Source organism: Vibrio sp. QJM3NY_35, assembly GCF_057785915.1.
This window is the reverse complement of sequence record NZ_CM173507.1, coordinates 2,878,320-2,896,147: the sequence shown is the minus strand read 5'-3', so window position 1 is coordinate 2,896,147 and position 17,828 is coordinate 2,878,320. Positions and strand designations below refer to the sequence as shown.

At 45.5% G+C, this 17,828-nt stretch carries 15 protein-coding genes; 14 read left to right on the top strand and 1 reads right to left on the bottom strand.

What is annotated here, in order from left to right:
* The first annotated feature begins 1 nt into the window (after position 1).
* The 11 genes from mazG (at position 2) to rpoS (ending at position 10,403) form a co-directional block, all read left to right on the top strand.
* Positions 2-799 carry a nucleoside triphosphate pyrophosphohydrolase gene (gene mazG, locus AC3CH3_RS12965; RefSeq protein ID WP_488537298.1) on the top strand — a complete coding sequence of 266 codons (798 nt, stop codon included), beginning with the start codon at positions 2-4 and terminating at the stop codon, positions 797-799.
* A 150-nt stretch (positions 800-949) separates the two neighbouring features.
* Positions 950-2,590: a CTP synthase gene (pyrG, locus tag AC3CH3_RS12960; RefSeq protein ID WP_017629586.1), complete on the top strand. Its 1,641-nt coding sequence runs from the start codon at positions 950-952 to the stop codon at positions 2,588-2,590.
* Between the two features lie 81 nt (positions 2,591-2,671).
* On the top strand, positions 2,672-3,970 hold the full coding sequence (eno, locus tag AC3CH3_RS12955) for a phosphopyruvate hydratase (protein ID WP_050711946.1): 1,299 nt from the start codon (positions 2,672-2,674) through the stop codon (positions 3,968-3,970).
* A 410-nt stretch (positions 3,971-4,380) separates the two neighbouring features.
* Positions 4,381-4,662: a cell division protein FtsB gene (ftsB, locus tag AC3CH3_RS12950; protein WP_010435786.1), complete on the top strand. Its 282-nt coding sequence runs from the start codon at positions 4,381-4,383 to the stop codon at positions 4,660-4,662.
* Positions 4,662-5,363: a 2-C-methyl-D-erythritol 4-phosphate cytidylyltransferase gene (gene ispD / locus AC3CH3_RS12945; RefSeq protein WP_019826314.1), complete on the top strand. Its 702-nt coding sequence runs from the start codon at positions 4,662-4,664 to the stop codon at positions 5,361-5,363. Before ftsB ends, ispD begins: the two co-directional genes overlap by 1 nt.
* A 16-nt stretch (positions 5,364-5,379) precedes the next feature.
* Complete coding sequence (gene ispF, locus AC3CH3_RS12940; RefSeq protein ID WP_004739053.1) at positions 5,380-5,859, top strand: 2-C-methyl-D-erythritol 2,4-cyclodiphosphate synthase; 480 nt, start codon at positions 5,380-5,382, stop codon at positions 5,857-5,859.
* Between the two features lie 22 nt (positions 5,860-5,881).
* Positions 5,882-6,928: a tRNA pseudouridine(13) synthase TruD gene (truD, locus tag AC3CH3_RS12935; protein WP_488537297.1), complete on the top strand. Its 1,047-nt coding sequence runs from the start codon at positions 5,882-5,884 to the stop codon at positions 6,926-6,928.
* A gap of 75 nt (positions 6,929-7,003) precedes the next feature.
* Complete coding sequence (surE, locus tag AC3CH3_RS12930) at positions 7,004-7,747, top strand: 5'/3'-nucleotidase SurE (protein WP_488537296.1); 744 nt, start codon at positions 7,004-7,006, stop codon at positions 7,745-7,747.
* Positions 7,748-8,374 carry a protein-L-isoaspartate(D-aspartate) O-methyltransferase gene (locus AC3CH3_RS12925; protein ID WP_019826319.1) on the top strand — a complete coding sequence of 209 codons (627 nt, stop codon included), beginning with the start codon at positions 7,748-7,750 and terminating at the stop codon, positions 8,372-8,374.
* A gap of 35 nt (positions 8,375-8,409) precedes the next feature.
* Positions 8,410-9,324 carry a murein hydrolase activator NlpD gene (gene nlpD, locus AC3CH3_RS12920; RefSeq protein WP_061038629.1) on the top strand — a complete coding sequence of 305 codons (915 nt, stop codon included), beginning with the start codon at positions 8,410-8,412 and terminating at the stop codon, positions 9,322-9,324.
* A 98-nt stretch (positions 9,325-9,422) separates the two neighbouring features.
* Positions 9,423-10,403: an RNA polymerase sigma factor RpoS gene (gene rpoS / locus AC3CH3_RS12915; RefSeq protein ID WP_017059027.1), complete on the top strand. Its 981-nt coding sequence runs from the start codon at positions 9,423-9,425 to the stop codon at positions 10,401-10,403.
* A gap of 140 nt (positions 10,404-10,543) precedes the next feature.
* On the opposite strand, the gene mutS is transcribed toward rpoS, so the two are convergent.
* Entirely contained in the window at positions 10,544-13,105 is a 2,562-nt protein-coding gene (mutS, locus tag AC3CH3_RS12910) for a DNA mismatch repair protein MutS (RefSeq protein ID WP_019826322.1), read from the bottom strand.
* Positions 13,106-13,229: 124 nt separating this feature from the next.
* Between mutS and pncC the strand changes: the two genes are divergently transcribed.
* The 3 genes from pncC to alaS all read left to right on the top strand — a co-directional run bounded on the left by pncC (position 13,230) and on the right by alaS (position 17,816).
* Positions 13,230-13,724 carry a nicotinamide-nucleotide amidase gene (gene pncC / locus AC3CH3_RS12905; protein ID WP_029405721.1) on the top strand — a complete coding sequence of 165 codons (495 nt, stop codon included), beginning with the start codon at positions 13,230-13,232 and terminating at the stop codon, positions 13,722-13,724.
* A gap of 139 nt (positions 13,725-13,863) precedes the next feature.
* Positions 13,864-14,901, top strand: a complete 1,038-nt coding sequence (gene recA, locus AC3CH3_RS12900; RefSeq protein ID WP_488537295.1) for a recombinase RecA — start codon at positions 13,864-13,866, stop codon at positions 14,899-14,901.
* A 332-nt stretch (positions 14,902-15,233) separates the two neighbouring features.
* Positions 15,234-17,816: an alanine--tRNA ligase gene (gene alaS / locus AC3CH3_RS12895; protein WP_048615632.1), complete on the top strand. Its 2,583-nt coding sequence runs from the start codon at positions 15,234-15,236 to the stop codon at positions 17,814-17,816.
* Positions 17,817-17,828: the final 12 nt, after the last annotated feature.

Here is a 17,828-nt window from a genome sequence, read left to right as displayed (position 1 = left end):
GATGAATCACCCGATTGAACAACTTGAACAGATCATGACTAAGCTGCGCGATCCAGAAGGTGGCTGTCCTTGGGATTTAAAACAAAATTTTGAAACAATTGTGCCGCATACTATCGAAGAGACCTACGAAGTGGTGGATGCGATTCACAACAAAGATTGGCCGAATCTACAAGAAGAGTTAGGAGACTTGTTGTTTCAGGTGATTTTCTATAGTCAGCTAGCGAAAGAGCAGGGGCTGTTTGAGTTCTCTGATGTGGTTGATGGTATCAATGAGAAGCTAACACGACGTCACCCGCACGTGTTCTCTGATACCGAGTTTGCCAGTGATGAAGAAATCAATGCCAACTGGGAAGCGGAAAAAGCCAAAGAAAAAGCACAAGCAGGCAAAACTCAAGAAAGTATTCTAGACTCAATACCAAACTCTCTACCTGCACTTTCGCGTGCTACAAAGATTCAAAAGCAGGTCGCGAAATATGGCTTTGACTGGGACTCGATTGGCCCAGTCGCTGATAAGGTTTTAGAGGAAGTTGACGAGGTGTTGGAAGAGGCGCTTCAAGTCACACCTAACGAAGATTTGGTTGAAGAAGAGTTGGGTGATTTGCTGTTTGCGACGGTCAATTTGGTGCGACATTTAGGTAAAAATCCAGAAACGGCGCTGAACAAAGCCAATCTGAAGTTTTCACGTCGCTTTAAAGGGGTGGAACAAAAAGTTCGTCAGCAAGATAAAAATTTGACCGATTTTTCACTACAACAGCTTGATTCCATGTGGGATGAAGTCAAAGTGGCGGAGAAAAGATAACCAAAGCTTTTATCATGAATTGATTTGAAGCAAAAAATAAAAAATAGCAGTGTGATAGATTTCACGTTGTGGCGATAAGGGGCTTCTGGTATATTTTCATCCCGTCCAGAAGTAGTCCATTTCCCTCATTCAACCAATTTCAGGTTAAACATGACGACAAATTACATTTTTGTTACTGGCGGGGTTGTATCCTCTCTAGGTAAAGGTATTGCTGCAGCATCTCTTGCGGCTATTTTAGAAGCTCGTGGTCTTAAAGTGACTATGATGAAGCTTGACCCTTACATCAACGTTGATCCAGGCACTATGAGCCCGACTCAGCACGGTGAAGTGTTCGTTACGGAAGATGGCGCTGAAACAGACCTTGACCTTGGTCACTATGAGCGATTCATTCGCACCAAGATGACTAAGCGTAACAACTTCACTGCAGGTCGTGTTTACTCAGACGTACTCGCTAAAGAGCGTCGCGGTGATTACCTAGGTGCAACAATTCAGGTTATCCCACACATCACTAACTCTATTAAAGAGCGTGTTATTTCTGGCGCAGCTGGCCACGATATCGCGATCGTTGAAGTTGGTGGTACGGTTGGTGATATCGAATCTCTACCATTCATGGAAGCGATTCGTCAGCTAGCAGTAGAACTAGGCCGTGAACGCGCAATGTTCATGCACCTTACTCTAGTGCCATACCTAGCAGCTGCGGGCGAAGTGAAAACTAAGCCGACGCAACACTCTGTAAAAGAGTTGCTGTCTATTGGTATTCAGCCAGACATCCTAGTTTGTCGTTCAGACCGCAACATTCCTTCGAACGAGCGTAAGAAAATTGCTCTGTTCTGTAATGTGCAAGAAAATGCAGTTATTTCTATGCGCGATGTTGACTCTATCTACAAGATCCCTCAGCTTATTAAAGCTCAAGGCACTGATGAACTTGTATGTAAGCGTTTTGGCATCACAGCTCCAGAAGCAGATCTGTCTGAATGGGAACAAGTAATTTACGAAGAAGCTAACCCAACGGGTGAAGTGACGATTGGTATGGTTGGTAAGTACATTGAACTACCAGATGCATACAAATCAGTAAATGAAGCGCTAAAACACGCAGGCTTGAAAAACCGCCTAAGCGTTAATATTAAATACGTAGATTCACAAGACGTTGAGTCTCGTGGCGTAGAAGTTTTAGAAGGCCTAGATGCAATCCTAGTTCCTGGTGGCTTTGGTGACCGTGGTGTTGAAGGTAAGATTCTTGCTGCTCAATACGCTCGTGAAAACAAAGTACCGTACTTAGGTATCTGTCTAGGTATGCAAGTAGCGCTTATCGAGTACGCTCGTAACGTTGCGAAAATGGAAGGGGCACACTCTTCTGAATTCTGTACTGAAACTAAGTACCCAGTTGTTGGCCTTATCACTGAATGGACTGATGGCGAAGGTAAAGTTGAAGAGCGTACAGAATCATCTGACCTAGGCGGCACGATGCGTCTTGGTTCACAGCTTTGTCACCTTGCTAAAGGGACTAAAGCATACGAATTATACGGTAGCGCGACGATCCATGAACGTCACCGTCACCGTTACGAAGTGAACAACAATCTTCGTCCACAAATCGAAAAAGCGGGCCTAAAAGTATCGGGTCTATCTGCGGACAAGAAACTGGTTGAAGTTATTGAGAACCCGAACCACCCATGGTTTGTTGCTGCTCAATTCCACCCAGAGTTCACTTCAACACCTCGCGATGGTCATCCATTGTTTGCAGGTTTCGTTAAAGCGGCTGGCGAGTTCCAGCGCGGCGAGTTAGAGAAGTAAAAAGGAATACAGGTAGCTGCGTAAGTTGTGCTGCTACCTTTAAATTTGACATTTATATATTCAACGAGAAGGAAACATTCAATGTCTAAGATCGTTAAAGTTCTAGGTCGTGAAATCATCGATTCACGTGGTAACCCAACTGTAGAAGCTGAAGTACACCTAGAAGGCGGTTTCGTAGGTATGGCTGCTGCTCCATCTGGCGCATCTACTGGTTCTCGCGAAGCTCTTGAGCTACGTGACGGCGACAAATCACGTTTCCTAGGTAAAGGTGTTCTTAAAGCTATTGAAGCTGTAAACGGCCCAATCGCTGAAGCTCTAGTTGGTTCTGACGCTAAAGCACAAGCTGACGTTGACCAAATCATGCTTGACCTAGACGGTACTGATAACAAGTCTAAGTTCGGCGCGAACGCTATCCTAGCTGTATCTCTAGCTAACGCAAAAGCTGCTGCTGCTGCGAAAGGCATGCCTCTATACGAGCACATCGCTGAGCTAAACGGTACTGCTGGTCAGTTCTCTATGCCTCTACCAATGATGAACATCATCAACGGTGGTGAGCACGCAGATAACAACGTTGACATCCAAGAGTTCATGATCCAACCAGTTGGCGCTAAAACTCTTAAAGAAGGTCTACGTATCGGCGCTGAAGTATTCCACAACCTAGCTAAAGTTCTTAAGTCTAAAGGCTACAGCACTGCAGTTGGTGATGAAGGTGGTTTCGCTCCTAACCTTAAATCTAACGCTGAAGCTCTAGAAGTTATCGCAGAAGCTGTTGCAGCTGCTGGTTACGAACTAGGTAAAGACGTTACTCTTGCTATGGACTGTGCAGCATCTGAGTTCTTCGACAAAGAAGCTGGCATCTACAACATGAAGGGCGAAGGTAAAACTTTCACTTCTGAAGAGTTCAACCACTACCTAGCTGAGCTAGCGAACAACTTCCCAATCGTTTCTATCGAAGACGGTCTTGACGAGTCAGATTGGGATGGCTTCAAGCACCAAACTGAACTTCTAGGCGACAAGCTTCAAATCGTTGGTGACGATCTGTTCGTTACAAACACTAAGATTCTTGCTGAAGGTATCGAGAAAGGCGTAGCTAACTCTATCCTTATCAAGTTCAACCAAATCGGTTCTCTAACAGAGACTCTAGCTGCTATCAAGATGGCTAAAGACGCTGGCTACACTGCAGTAATCTCTCACCGTTCTGGCGAAACTGAAGATGCAACTATCGCTGATCTAGCGGTAGGTACAGCTGCAGGTCAAATCAAAACTGGTTCTATGAGCCGTTCTGACCGTGTTGCTAAGTACAACCAACTTATCCGTATCGAAGAAGCTCTAGGTTCTAAAGCTCCTTACAACGGTCTTAAAGAAGTTAAAGGTCAATAATTCCTAGCGAATTGTTAATCTAAGCTTTTTAAATGCCTCGCTTATGCGGGGCATTTTTTTGCCTAAAATTCGTCATTCCCTAGACTGACGAAGGAAGGAATAGGGAATCTCTTATTTACCTTTGACTCCATAGATTCCCAACTCAGTCGTTCCTTCTTCTTGGGAATGACGAGAGTATGTGGCTTAGGGAAGGTGCTATCTCTTTGAGTTTTTTGTCTGCAGTGATTTGTATTACCCGTCATTCTCGAGACCGACGGAGGAGGGAGTCGGGAATCTCATTGTGGATTTCGAATAACAATAATTCCCCGACTTATTGATTCCCTGACACCACATATCTCGCACCAATAAGCTCATTATGGTATATATGTGCCTTATTCTAGTTCCTTCTTTTTCAACCGGCGAAAGGTGTTATGCGAATTTTTGCTTTAGTACTGCTCATAGTGTTTGGCTGGCTACAACACACACTGTGGCTCGGTAAAAATGGTATCTCTGATTACTACGGTGTGAACAACGAAATCCAAGTTCAACAGCAAGTAAATGAAAAGCTGCATATTCGAAATGCAGAAATGTTTGCTGAAATTGACGATCTACGCCAAGGCTTAGACGCGATAGAAGAACGCGCACGTCATGAACTTGGAATGGTCAAAGAAGGTGAAACGTTTTATCGTATCATTGGTGAGGAATCCCATTAATGTCGACTCAACTTCAAAGCGTGATTGCCGTTGTACCTGCGGCGGGCGTCGGTAGCCGAATGAAGGCAGACCGCCCTAAGCAATATCTCAAGATTCACGGCAAAACAATTTTAGAGCACACCATTGAGAAATTACTGTCTCACCCACAAGTCGCTCAAATTGTCGTTGCGATCAGCGATGATGACCCATACTACCCTGATCTAGCACTCAACCTGAACCCGCAAGTGATCAGAGTGTCAGGCGGAAGCGAGCGAGCAGACTCTGTACTCTCTGCGCTAAACTATATCGCTGAGCAGCAGCTTAGTGATTGGGTAATGGTTCACGATGCGGCAAGGCCGTGTGTTCAGCTAAGTGATATCGACAAGCTAATTTCCGGTGCAATGAGCCATGATGTGGGCGCTATTTTAGCGGCTCCAGTGCGTGACACGATGAAGCGCGGTGCCCAAGGGCAGATTGAGCATACCGTTGAGCGTGCCGATTTATGGCATGCACTTACGCCACAAATGTTCAGAGCAAAGCCTCTGTGGAAGGTATTAAGTGAGGCGTTGCAACAAGGCGCTTCAATTACTGATGAAGCCTCAGCCTTTGAATGGAAAGGTTTATCGCCCGCTTTAGTGGCAGGGCGCTCAGATAATTTTAAGATTACTCAGCCTGAAGATTTAGCGCTTGCTGAGTTCTATTTAAGTCAGAATAAGGAATAAGGAATAATGAATAATGATGATTCGTATTGGCCATGGCTTTGATGTACATAAGTTTGGTGGTGAAGGTCCGGTAATTATTGGTGGTGTGAGCATCCCTTACGAACAAGGTCTTATCGCACATTCAGATGGTGACGTTGCCCTTCATGCTTTGTGTGACGCTCTGTTAGGTGCGATCGCAGCGGGCGATATTGGTCGTCATTTCCCAGACACTGACGATGAATGGAAAGGCGCGGATAGTCGTGAACTACTGAAAGATGTTTACCGTCGAGTAAAAGAACAAGGTTACGTGATTGGTAATGCCGATATTACTATCATGGCGCAAGCTCCAAAGATGGCCCCTCATATAGACTCTATGTGCCAAGCTATTGCTCAAGACCTAGAAACCAGCATTAGCAATGTGAATGTAAAAGCGACGACTACTGAGCGTTTAGGTTTTACTGGTCGCAAAGAGGGCATCGCATGTGAAGCGGTGGTCCTAATTACTAAAAGTGCGTAAGCACCAACACGAAAAGAACAGCATGTCAGATATTTTATCTTCATTGGCTTATCTAAACGGTAAACCAACTGCGAAAGCAAAACTAAAAGCAAAAGCCGAACACTTTGTCGTTAATGAAGACTTGGGTTTTGAGTTTACTGGTGAAGGCGAGCACCTAATGGTTCGTATTCGTAAAACTGGTGAAAACACGAGTTTCGTAGCAAACGAGCTGGCTAAAGCTTGCGGTGTTAAGTCGAAAGACGTGAGCTGGGCGGGTTTGAAAGACCGTCACGCTGTGACAGAGCAGTGGTTGAGCGTGCATCTACCGAAAGGTGAGCCTGACTTTTCAGCGTTCTTAGCACAATACCCAAGTATTGAAATCCTAGCGACAGCACGTCATAACAAAAAGTTACGTCCGGGCGATTTAGTTGGCAACCAATTTGAGTTGACCTTGTCTGAAGTAACGGATTGTGAAGATGTGGTAAAGCGTTTGGAAAAAGTCGCTCAAGTGGGCGTGCCAAACTACTTTGGTGCTCAGCGTTTTGGTAATGAAGGTAACAACCTATCTGAAGCTCGTCGTTGGGGCCGCGATAACGTTCGTACTCGTAACCAGAATAAGCGCAGCTTGTACCTTTCTGCAGCTCGTTCGTGGATTTACAACCTGATCCTTTCTGACCGTATTGAGCAAGATGCGTTTGCATCAGCATTGGTTGGCGATATCGTGGTGAAAGACGGCGCTCAACTAACGGTAACGGCTGACAACATTGAAGCTGTAAACCAAGACATCGCGAACGGGTCTGTTTTGATGACCGTTGCTTTGGCTGGCGATAATGCTTTACCAACGACTGATGAGTCTCAAGCTCTAGAGCAGAAACACCTTGATGCTGAACCGGATCTAATGGCTCTGATTCGTGGTAACCGTATGCGCCATGATCGCCGTGAAGCGTCACTGAAACTAACGGATTTAACTTGGGAAGTGAACGAAGATAATGTCACGCTTAAGTTCTCTCTTGATGCGGGTTGTTTCGCAACAGCGATCGTTCGCGAATTGGTTGAAGAAGTACACGTAGAAAGAAGCTACGAGCAATAACGATTCTGCTTGGAGCTAAGTCACTTGATATTGGAATTTAGTCACTTGGCATTGGAACAAAAGAAAGGATACAAGATGAAGATTTTACTCAGCAACGATGATGGTGTGCATGCTCAAGGTATTCATGAGCTAGCAAATGAATTACGTGATCTTGCTGAAGTTATCATTGTGGCACCTGACCGTAATCGCTCAGGTGCTTCAAATTCATTAACTTTAGAACAACCTTTGCGCGTTCAAGAAATTGCAGAAAATACCTACTCGGTACAAGGCACGCCGACTGATTGTGTACATTTCGCATTAAATGAACTGCTAAAGAACGATATGCCCGATCTGGTTTTAACGGGCATTAATCACGGTGCTAACCTTGGTGATGACGTGCTTTATTCAGGTACGGTGGCAGCAGCAATGGAAGGGCACTTTCTAGGCGTTCAATCGGTGGCGTTTTCGTTAGTGGGTAAAAAACATTTTAAGACAGCGGCAGCGATTGCTCGTCGTATTGTCGAACAACATTTAGCAAACCCAATCCCGACCAATCGCTTATTGAACGTGAACGTTCCTGATTTAGCCTTAGAACAACTGTCTGGTACTCAGGTGACACGCTTAGGTGCTCGTCATCACTCTGAAGATATGATTAAGCAAAAAGACCCTCGTGGTCACGATATCTATTGGCTCGGCCCTCCGGGCAAAGAGCAAGATGCCGGCGAAGGTACCGATTTTTACGCAATCGAGCATGGCTTTGTATCGGTAACACCGTTACAAGTTGATCTAACGGCACACGAGTCGTTAGGTGCGATGACAACATGGTTAGGGGAGAAGTAAGTGAGCAATCCACAAGCCGAGCGCTTAATTACTTTTCTGATTGAAAATGGCATCCGAGATCAAAAGGTTCTTGATGCTATTTACCAACTGCCGAGAGAGAGCTTTTTATCACAGGCGATGTACCATCAAGCTTATGACAATAATGCGCTGCCGATCGGACAGGGTCAGACAATCTCCCAACCATACATTGTTGCCAAAATGACAGAGCTGCTTGAGTTACAACAAGATAGCCGCGTTTTGGAGATTGGAACGGGTTCTGGCTACCAAACCGCGGTATTGGCTCAGCTTGTTGATCATGTCTATTCGGTTGAAAGAATAAAGTCGCTACAATGGGATGCTAAACGCAGGTTGAAGCAACTCGATTTCTACAATATTTCAACTAAGCACGGTGATGGTTGGCAAGGGTGGTCTTCAAAGGCGCCTTTTGATGCGATTATTGTTACCGCTGCTGCAGAGTCGATTCCTCAAGCGCTTCTGCAACAGCTGAAAGATGGTGGTCGTTTACTGATTCCTGTAGGGGATGATGAACAACAACTGTTGAAGATCGTTCGTCACGGCGATGAATTTTTATCGAGTGTTATCGAAATGGTGAGATTTGTACCTCTTGTTCCTGGTGAACTAGCTTAATAACAAGACTATTGGTGTAGGTGGATAGAGAGTCGATGCGTTCGAAGTTGTTAAAAGGAAGTACTTTACTGCTTAGCTGTGCCCTTGTTGGGTGTGCAGCGAATTCGCCTGCGCCCGTTTCAAACCTAAACAAGAATTACTCATCGATTGATCGTGGTAGTTATCGTGGCAGTTACTATGAAGTTAAAAAAGGCGACACCCTTTACTTCATTGCTTATGTCACCAATAAAGACGTTAAAGACCTCATCGGTTATAACAAGTTGTCTGCTCCTTACACTATCCACCCAGGGCAGAAGCTTAAGTTATGGCGTCCTAGCTACAACGCGCCAGCGTATGGTAAGTCAACGGTAGCGGCAGCAGCAGTTGCTGCGCCTGTCGCCGCATCCACAACGTCATCTACGGCAAGTAAACCAAAAACCACACCACAAAAGAGCAAAAACTCTAAACCGGCTCCAGCTCAAACTACCACCAAAGTGGTGAAAAAAGATCCACCAAAGAAGGTTGAACAATCCAAATCAAAGGAGTATGTTGGTTCTAAAGGTAAACAGAATGTTACACCGTCCACCAAACCAACAAGTGATAAAGTATCCAAATGGTTATGGCCAACTAAAGGGAGAGTAATCAAGAATTTCTCTGTAGGCGAACAAGGAAATAAAGGCATAGACATAGCAGGACAGCGAGGTCAGCCAATAGTATCTACTGCAGGGGGAACGGTTGTTTATTCGGGTAATGCACTACGAGGCTACGGCAATCTAGTGATTGTGAAGCACAATGATAATTACTTAAGTGCATACGCGCATAACGACCGACTATTAGTATCTGAAGGGCAAAGTGTGAAACCAGGGCAGAAGATTGCAACAATGGGAAGTTCTGGAGCCAGCAGTGTTAGGCTGCACTTTGAGATTCGTTACCAAGGTAAATCCGTTAATCCAAAACGATATTTACCTTAAATACAATATGCAAAAATTACGTATTGTATGGAGTGACATAGTCATTTAGCGACATATGAAGTTGTAATGTCATGCTAATTTCGCCAGGGGGAGGCGTTATGAGTATAAGCAATGCAGTAACCAAAGAAGAGTTCGATCTTGACCAAGCAACCACGGAACCGGAAGCTCTTGGAAAAGCAAAACGAACAGTCACTAAGAAAACCGAAGCAAAAGAAGAAGTTGAAGTTACGTCTAAAAGTTTAGATGCCACTCAACTCTACTTAGGCGAAATCGGTTTCTCACCACTACTAACCGCTGAAGAAGAAGTGCTATACGCACGTCGAGCTCTACGCGGTGATGAAGCAGCACGTAAACGCATGATCGAAAGTAACCTGCGTTTGGTGGTAAAAATTTCACGTCGTTATAGCAACCGCGGCCTTGCACTTCTCGATCTAATCGAAGAAGGCAACCTAGGTTTAATTCGCGCCGTAGAGAAGTTTGATCCAGAGCGTGGCTTCCGCTTCTCAACTTACGCGACATGGTGGATTCGTCAAACCATTGAACGTGCGTTAATGAATCAGACTCGCACTATCCGTTTGCCAATCCATGTTGTGAAAGAGCTGAACATCTATCTGCGTACCGCAAGAGAGCTATCACAAAAACTTGATCATGAACCAACGGCGGAAGAAATTGCTTCTAAGCTAGATAAGCCTGTTGGTGATGTGAGTAAGATGCTTCGTCTAAACGAACGAGTGAGCTCTGTTGATACGCCAATTGGTGGTGACGGTGAGAAAGCACTGTTGGATATTATTCCAGACATCAACAATTCAGATCCTGAGGTTTCAACTCAAGATAGCGATATCAAGAACTCACTGATATTCTGGCTTGATGAACTGAATCCGAAGCAGAAAGAAGTGCTTGCACGTCGATTTGGACTACTAGGCTATGAACCGTCAACGCTAGAAGAAGTTGGCCGTGAAATCAGCCTGACTCGTGAGCGAGTTCGTCAAATCCAAGTTGAAGGTCTTCGCCGTCTACGTGAGATTCTGATCAAGCAAGGTCTGAACATGGAAAACCTGTTCAACGTAGAAAACGACTAATTGAACGGATGATGCTTCTCTAAATAGAAGACAAATAAAAACGCTGACTTTAAGTCAGCGTTTTTTTGTTTGTGGCTTTGGTATTTCATGCCGTCTAATGAAAATAGCAGTACGGCCATAACAAGCTACTTGGTAAGAAACTAAAGCAGCTTCTTCAAGCGGTAAAGTTCTTCTAATGCTTGGCGAGGAGTTAGATCATCAGGATCAACATTCGCTAGTGCTTGCTCCACTTCACTCGGTTCAGGGATCAGGCTAAGTTGGTTCGCGATATCAACACCACTTGGCTTCGATGTCGGAGACTCAATACTCAATGCCTCGAGCTGTGTTAGCTTCGCGCGAGCGTTCTTGATCACTGCTTTTGGTACACCCGCTAACCCTGCAACTGCTAGGCCGTAAGATTTACTTGCCGCGCCTTCTTGAACTGCGTGCATAAAGGCAATGCTGTCGCCGTGTTCTACTGCGTCTAAGTGGACGTTGGCCAGCGTTGGAAGTTGGTTCGGCAGTTCAGTTAGCTCAAAATAGTGCGTTGCAAACAGAGTCATCGCATTGATCTGATTCGCTAGCCATTCCGCGCTTGCCCACGCCAGTGATAGACCATCGTAAGTACTGGTACCACGGCCGATTTCGTCCATTAGCACAAGGCTATTTGGTGTCGCGTTGTGCAGAATGTTTGCGGTTTCTGTCATCTCAACCATGAAGGTTGAACGACCCGAAGCCAAATCATCGGATGCGCCAATACGAGTAAAGATACGGTCGATAGAACCAATCGTCGCGCTTTCTGCTGGAACATAACAACCGATATGAGCCATCAGCGCAATGAGTGCGGTCTGACGCATGTAGGTCGACTTACCACCCATGTTTGGGCCTGTAATGATCAGCATCTTACGTTGATCGTTGAGGTCGATAGGGTTAGCAATAAAGGGTTCGTCCATCACTTGTTCAACTACGGGGTGACGACCCGCCTGAATTTGTACACCAGCAGACTCTGTCATGGTTGGACGACAGTAATCAAGGGTGTCTGCACGTTCAGCTAAGTTCTGTAGAACATCAAGCTGAGATACTGAAGAGGCGATATTTTGTAGGCGCTCTAGATACGGCAGTAGTAAGTCAAACAACTCTTCCCACAGCTGTTTCTCGATAGCGAGTGCTTTCGACTTAGAGTTAAGTACTTTGTCTTCGTGCTCTTTTAGCTCAGGAATGATGTAACGCTCAGCATTTTTCAGCGTTTGACGACGAACATAGTGTGGCGGCACAAGATGGCTTTGCCCACGGCTTACTTGAATGAAGAAACCATGTACGTTGTTGTAGCCAACTTTTAGCGTGTCGATGCCATGACGTTCACGCTCTTCTTGCTCAAGCTTATCAAGAAACTCGGTTGCGCCTGCTGCAAGGTCGCGCCATTCGTCTAACTCGGCATTGTAGCCTTCTGCAATCACACCACCGTCACGGATAACGACCGGTGGGTTCTCTTTGATTGCACGCTCAAGCAGCTCAGAAACCTCATCCACAGGAGAAGCATATTGAGCAAGTTGAGTTAGGTATGGGTGCTTCAGTTGCGTCAGTGTTTCAGCAAGCTCTGGCAAATATTCCATTGCTTGGCGAAGACGCGCCATATCACGTGGACGAGCAGAGCGAAGTGCTAACCGAGCAAGAATACGTTCAATATCACCAATCTGCTTTAAGGTTGGCTGTAGCTCTGTGAATAGAGCCAAATCTTTCATTTCACCAATCGCATCTAGGCGCTGATCGAGTGCAGAGATATTGCGCATTGGTTGATGTAACCAGCGCTTAAGCATACGGCTACCCATTGCTGTCGCAGTGTGATCAAGTACTTCGGCAAGGGTGTTATCAGTACCACCACCAAGATTTTGCGTGATCTCTAGATTGCGTCGAGTCGCAGCATCAAGGATCACCGAGTGATCTTGCTTATCCATCGTCAAAGAACGGATATGTGGAAGGGCAGTACGTTGGGTATCTTTCACATATTGGATCAAACAACCAGCCGCACATAGACCCAGTTTCGCGCTTTCTACGCCAAAGCCAACCAGATCGCGAGTACCAAACTGCTTATTCAATTGCTGCTTAGCGGTGTCTAATTCAAATTCCCATATAGGGCGGCGGCGGTTGCCATTACGGCTTGCCATTAGATTGACTGGCTCGAAATCTTCAGGGAACAGTAGCTCACGAGGCGAGGTTCTCTGCAGTTCTGCGGCCATTGCTTCTTCGGTTTCTGGCTCACAAAGTTGGAATCGACCGGAGGTAATATCCAATGTCGCGTAACCAAACTTACCGTTGTGATGGTAGATGGCAGCAATCAGGTTATCAACGCGCTCAGAAAGTAATGCCTCATCGGTCACGGTACCGGGTGTAACGATACGTACAACAGCTCGCTCAACAGGGCCTTTTGAAGTTGCTGGATTACCAATCTGTTCACAAATTGCTACGGATTCACCAAGTTGCACTAACTTTGCAAGGTACCCTTCAACGGCATGGTAAGGAACACCCGCCATAGGAATAGGTTCACCGTTTGATGAACCGCGTTTAGTCAGTGAAATATCGAGGAGTTGAGAAGCTTTTTTAGCATCATCGTAGAAAAGCTCGTAGAAATCGCCCATGCGGTAGAACAGCAGAATTTCTGGGTTTTCTGCTTTCAGTTTTAGGTACTGCTGCATCATAGGAGTATGTTTTTGATCGGCTTTCACAGTTAACTTCTTTCGTTTATTTCTATTGCGGCTTAGGATACGTGAAAGCGTTTCGTGCGAAAAGCGGCTGATGCGAAAAGATGCGAATCCAAATGATATGACAGTAAATAAAGGGAAGCTGATGATGCAGATGACTCAAGACCTTAGTGAACAGCTCGGACATTTACTCGCTAAACACAAACACGTGTTAGTGACGGCTGAATCTTGCACTGGCGGCGGTGTAGCAACAGCTGTCACCGATATTGCGGGCAGCTCTGGGTGGTTTGATCGCGCTTTTGTTACGTACAGCAATGAAGCCAAACAAGAGATGATAGGTGTACAACTTAAAACCTTAATTGAGTTCGGCGCTGTGAGTGAGCCTGTCGTAATAGAAATGGCGAGCGGGGCATTGCAACATTCAAACGGGACTATCTCTGTATCAATCAGTGGTATTGCTGGCCCAGGCGGCGCGACCAAAGATAAGCCTGTTGGTACAGTATGCTTCGCGTGGAAAGCGCTAAATGGCTGGGATAAAGTAGAAACGCATGTATTTACAGGCGACAGATCACAAGTACGCCAACAAGCCACGCACCATGCCCTGCAAGTTATTTATGATTACCTATCAATGGAAGGTAAGTAACATTTGTACAAATTATTTTCATACAGGTATAGACACTGTATGAATCAACAGTATAATGAAAGCCAATTAGTCACCCCTATGTGGGTTAGAAATAGATTCTAGATCGCTTGTTGAGACAACCGATTATGTGGAGATAGAAATGGACGAGAATAAACAAAAAGCGTTAGCCGCAGCCCTTGGTCAGATTGAAAAGCAATTTGGTAAAGGTTCTATCATGCGTCTTGGTGATAACCGCACAATGGACGTAGAAACTATTTCTACAGGTTCTCTATCTCTAGATATCGCACTAGGTGCTGGTGGCCTACCGATGGGACGTATCGTAGAAGTTTACGGTCCTGAATCATCAGGTAAAACAACGCTAACGCTTGAGCTTATTGCTGCAGCACAGAAAGTGGGCAAAACGTGTGCATTCGTTGATGCGGAGCACGCACTAGACCCTATCTATGCTCAAAAGCTTGGTGTTGATATCGATGCACTTCTTGTTTCTCAACCAGATACGGGTGAGCAAGCGCTTGAAATCTGTGATGCATTGGCTCGTTCAGGTGCAATCGACGTTCTTGTTATTGACTCAGTAGCAGCACTAACACCAAAAGCAGAAATCGAAGGCGAAATGGGCGATAGCCACATGGGTCTTCAGGCTCGTATGCTTTCTCAAGCAATGCGTAAGCTGACGGGTAACCTTAAGCAGTCTAACTGTATGGCTATCTTCATTAACCAAATTCGTATGAAGATTGGTGTGATGTTCGGTAACCCAGAAACAACAACAGGTGGTAACGCACTTAAGTTCTACGCATCTGTTCGTCTTGATATTCGCCGTACTGGTGCGATTAAAGATGGTGATGAAGTTGTTGGTAACGAAACTCGTATCAAGGTTGTTAAGAACAAGATTGCAGCACCATTTAAACAAGCTGAAACTCAAATCCTTTACGGTAAAGGCTTTAACCGCGAAGGTGAGCTTATCGACTTAGGTGTTAAGAATAAGCTAGTAGAAAAAGCGGGCGCTTGGTACAGCTACAAAGGCGATAAGATCGGCCAAGGTAAAGCTAACGCTGGTAAATACCTACGTGAAAACCCAGAAGTTGCTCTAGAGATCGATACTAAACTTCGTGAGTTACTACTGACTCCTGCTGTTCTTGAAGAGAAAGACGCAGAGAAAGAAGAAAACGAAGAGCTATAAGCTTACGTTTTATAGAGTGGATGTTTGAAAGAAGCATCCGCTTTGAAAGAACTTAAAGCCTCGCATATTTTATGCGGGGCTTTTTTATTGGAGCAGCTCCGTCGAGCATGTCTTTGGTCAACTCTCTTTCGTTGACTGAGTTTCTTCGGTATTAGGTCGTCAATTTAGTTCTGCTTTTCCACGGCTAGATATAGTGGAATATTCTTCATTTTATCGAATGCCTACTAAAATCCTGCCCAAGGGTGTCTTTTCTACAAGAAAACTAGTCGAAGCCTTAACCATGATCTACAATACGGCAAAATTCTAACTCGACTATTTTCAGGAAGAGCTGCATGTATATGAGCACTGATGAGGTTCGCAACGCGTTCCTTAAGTTCTTTGAGAGCAAAGAACACCAAATCGTAGACAGTTCATCGTTAGTTCCACATAACGATCCAACCCTGCTATTCACTAACGCAGGTATGAACCAATTCAAAGATTGCTTCTTAGGCGCCGAAAAGCGTGCCTACACTCGAGCAACTACGGCTCAGCGTTGTGTACGTGCGGGTGGTAAACACAATGACCTTGAAAACGTAGGTTTCACGGCTCGTCACCACACGTTCTTCGAAATGCTAGGCAACTTCAGCTTTGGCGACTACTTCAAAGAAGAAGCGATTGGTTTTGCTTGGGAATTCCTGACTGAGACTCTTCAACTGCCAAAAGACCGCCTGCTGGTAACGGTATACGAGACAGATGATGAAGCATTCGATATCTGGAACAAGAAAGTAGGTGTTCCTGCTGACCGTATCGTTCGCATTGGCGACAAAGAAGGCGGTAAACAGTTCGAGTCTGATAACTTCTGGACGATGGGTGACACAGGTCCTTGTGGTCCATGTACTGAAATCTTCTACGATCACGGTGAGCACATCTGGGGCGGCCGTCCTGGCACACCTGAAGAAGATGGTGACCGTTTCATCGAGATCTGGAACAACGTATTCATGCAGTTCAACCGTCACGCTGACGGTACAATGGAACCGCTACCTAAGCCTGCTGTAGATACAGGTATGGGTATTGAGCGTATTTCTGCAATCATGCAGGGCGTTCACTCTAACTACGAAATTGATGTATTTCAAAAGCTAATCAAAGCGACAGCGGAAGTTGTGGGTCATGACGATCTATCTAACCAATCGCTACGCGTTATTGCTGACCACATCCGTTCTTGTTCATTCCTAATCGCTGACGGCGTTATGCCTTCAAACGAAGGTCGTGGCTACGTTCTACGTCGTATTATTCGTCGTGCAGTTCGTCACGGTAACAAGCTTGGCGCACAAGGCGTGTTCTTCCACAAACTTGTGGGTGTACTGGCTGAAGTGATGGGCTCTGCGGCAGATGAACTTAAGAAACAGCAAGAGCTTGTTGAAAAAGTACTTCGCATTGAAGAAGAGAATTTTGGTCGTACTCTAGAGCGCGGCATGGTTATTCTTAATGACGCACTAGACGCACTTGAAGGCAAAGAGCTTGACGGCGAAACAGTTTTCAAACTTTACGACACATACGGCTTCCCAGCTGACCTTACTAACGATGTAGCTCGTGAACGCGACTTTACTATCGATGAAGAAGGCTTTGAGAAGGCGATGGAAGCACAGCGTAAGCGTGCTCGTGAAGCTGGCCAATTCGGCACTGATTACAACGCGACGATCAAAGTAGATACGAACACAGAGTTCTGTGGTTACACAGCAACTGAAGGTGCTGGTGAAATCTCTGCGCTATTTGTGGACGGCGAAGAGGTATCTTCACTATCGGCTGGCGACAAAGCAATCATCATCCTTGAAGAGACACCATTCTACGCTGAGTCAGGCGGTCAATGTGGTGATGCTGGTACACTAAAAACAGCGTCGGGTCTTTTCAAAGTACAAGATACTCAGAAGCTAGGTAACGCATTTGCACACCACGGTGAGCTAGTTGAAGGTGTATTTGCTAAGGGCGATAAAGTAGAAGCAACGGTTGATGCTGAGCGTCGTGCTGCTATCTCACTAAATCACTCTGCAACTCACTTACTTCACTCTGCATTGCGCGAAGTTCTAGGTGAGCACGTTGCTCAGAAAGGTTCTTTAGTTAAGCCAGATAACCTACGTTTTGACTTTTCTAACCTTGAAGCGGTAACACCGGCACAGATTAAAGAAGTAGAGCGTTTGGTTAACGCACAAGTTCGTAAGAACCACGTGATTGAAACCAACATCATGGATATCGAGTCAGCGAAAGAAAAAGGTGCAATGGCACTGTTTGGCGAGAAGTACGATGATGAAGTGCGCGTTCTATCTATGGGCGATTTCTCTACTGAGCTTTGTGGTGGTATCCACGCAAGTAACACGGGTGATATCGGCCTATTCAAGATCACCTCTGAAGGTGGTATTGCTGCGGGTATTCGTCGTATTGAAGCGGTAACGGGTGAAGCTGCTCTAGATGCAGTAGAGGCTCAGGCTAACGCTTACGAAGAGAAGCTTGCTGAATCAGCTAAGAAAGCGAAATCTCTAGAGAAAGAAATCCAACTGCTTAAAGAAAAGATGGCTGCTGCAGAAAGCGCAAACATCATGGGCAAAGTAGAAGACATCTCTGGTACTAAAGTTTTGGTTGCTGCAATTGAAGGCGCAGACAACAAGAACCTACGTACTATGGTTGATAACGCTAAAAACCAAGTAGGTAGCGGCATCATCCTGATCGCAAACGTAGCAGACGGTAAAGTTGGCTTGATTGCTGGTGTAACCAAAGACCTAATCGGCAAAGTAAAAGCGGGTGACCTTGTTAAGATGGTTGCTGAGCAAGTTGGCGGTAAAGGTGGCGGTCGTCCAGATATGGCTCAAGCGGGCGGTACTGACGTTGAAGCACTGCCAGAAGCACTTAAATCTGTGCGTACTTGGCTAGAAGAGCGTCTTTAAGCTTAAGTAATT

Coding starts and splice junctions, on each gene's coding strand:
- mazG (WP_488537298.1), top strand. CDS start 2: ATGAATCACCCGATTGAACAACTTGAACAGATCATGACTAAGCTGCGC.
- pyrG (WP_017629586.1), top strand. CDS start 950: ATGACGACAAATTACATTTTTGTTACTGGCGGGGTTGTATCCTCTCTA.
- eno (WP_050711946.1), top strand. CDS start 2,672: ATGTCTAAGATCGTTAAAGTTCTAGGTCGTGAAATCATCGATTCACGT.
- ftsB (WP_010435786.1), top strand. CDS start 4,381: ATGCGAATTTTTGCTTTAGTACTGCTCATAGTGTTTGGCTGGCTACAA.
- ispD (WP_019826314.1), top strand. CDS start 4,662: ATGTCGACTCAACTTCAAAGCGTGATTGCCGTTGTACCTGCGGCGGGC.
- ispF (WP_004739053.1), top strand. CDS start 5,380: ATGATTCGTATTGGCCATGGCTTTGATGTACATAAGTTTGGTGGTGAA.
- truD (WP_488537297.1), top strand. CDS start 5,882: ATGTCAGATATTTTATCTTCATTGGCTTATCTAAACGGTAAACCAACT.
- surE (WP_488537296.1), top strand. CDS start 7,004: ATGAAGATTTTACTCAGCAACGATGATGGTGTGCATGCTCAAGGTATT.
- nlpD (WP_061038629.1), top strand. CDS start 8,410: ATGCGTTCGAAGTTGTTAAAAGGAAGTACTTTACTGCTTAGCTGTGCC.
- rpoS (WP_017059027.1), top strand. CDS start 9,423: ATGAGTATAAGCAATGCAGTAACCAAAGAAGAGTTCGATCTTGACCAA.
- pncC (WP_029405721.1), top strand. CDS start 13,230: ATGCAGATGACTCAAGACCTTAGTGAACAGCTCGGACATTTACTCGCT.
- recA (WP_488537295.1), top strand. CDS start 13,864: ATGGACGAGAATAAACAAAAAGCGTTAGCCGCAGCCCTTGGTCAGATT.
- alaS (WP_048615632.1), top strand. CDS start 15,234: ATGTATATGAGCACTGATGAGGTTCGCAACGCGTTCCTTAAGTTCTTT.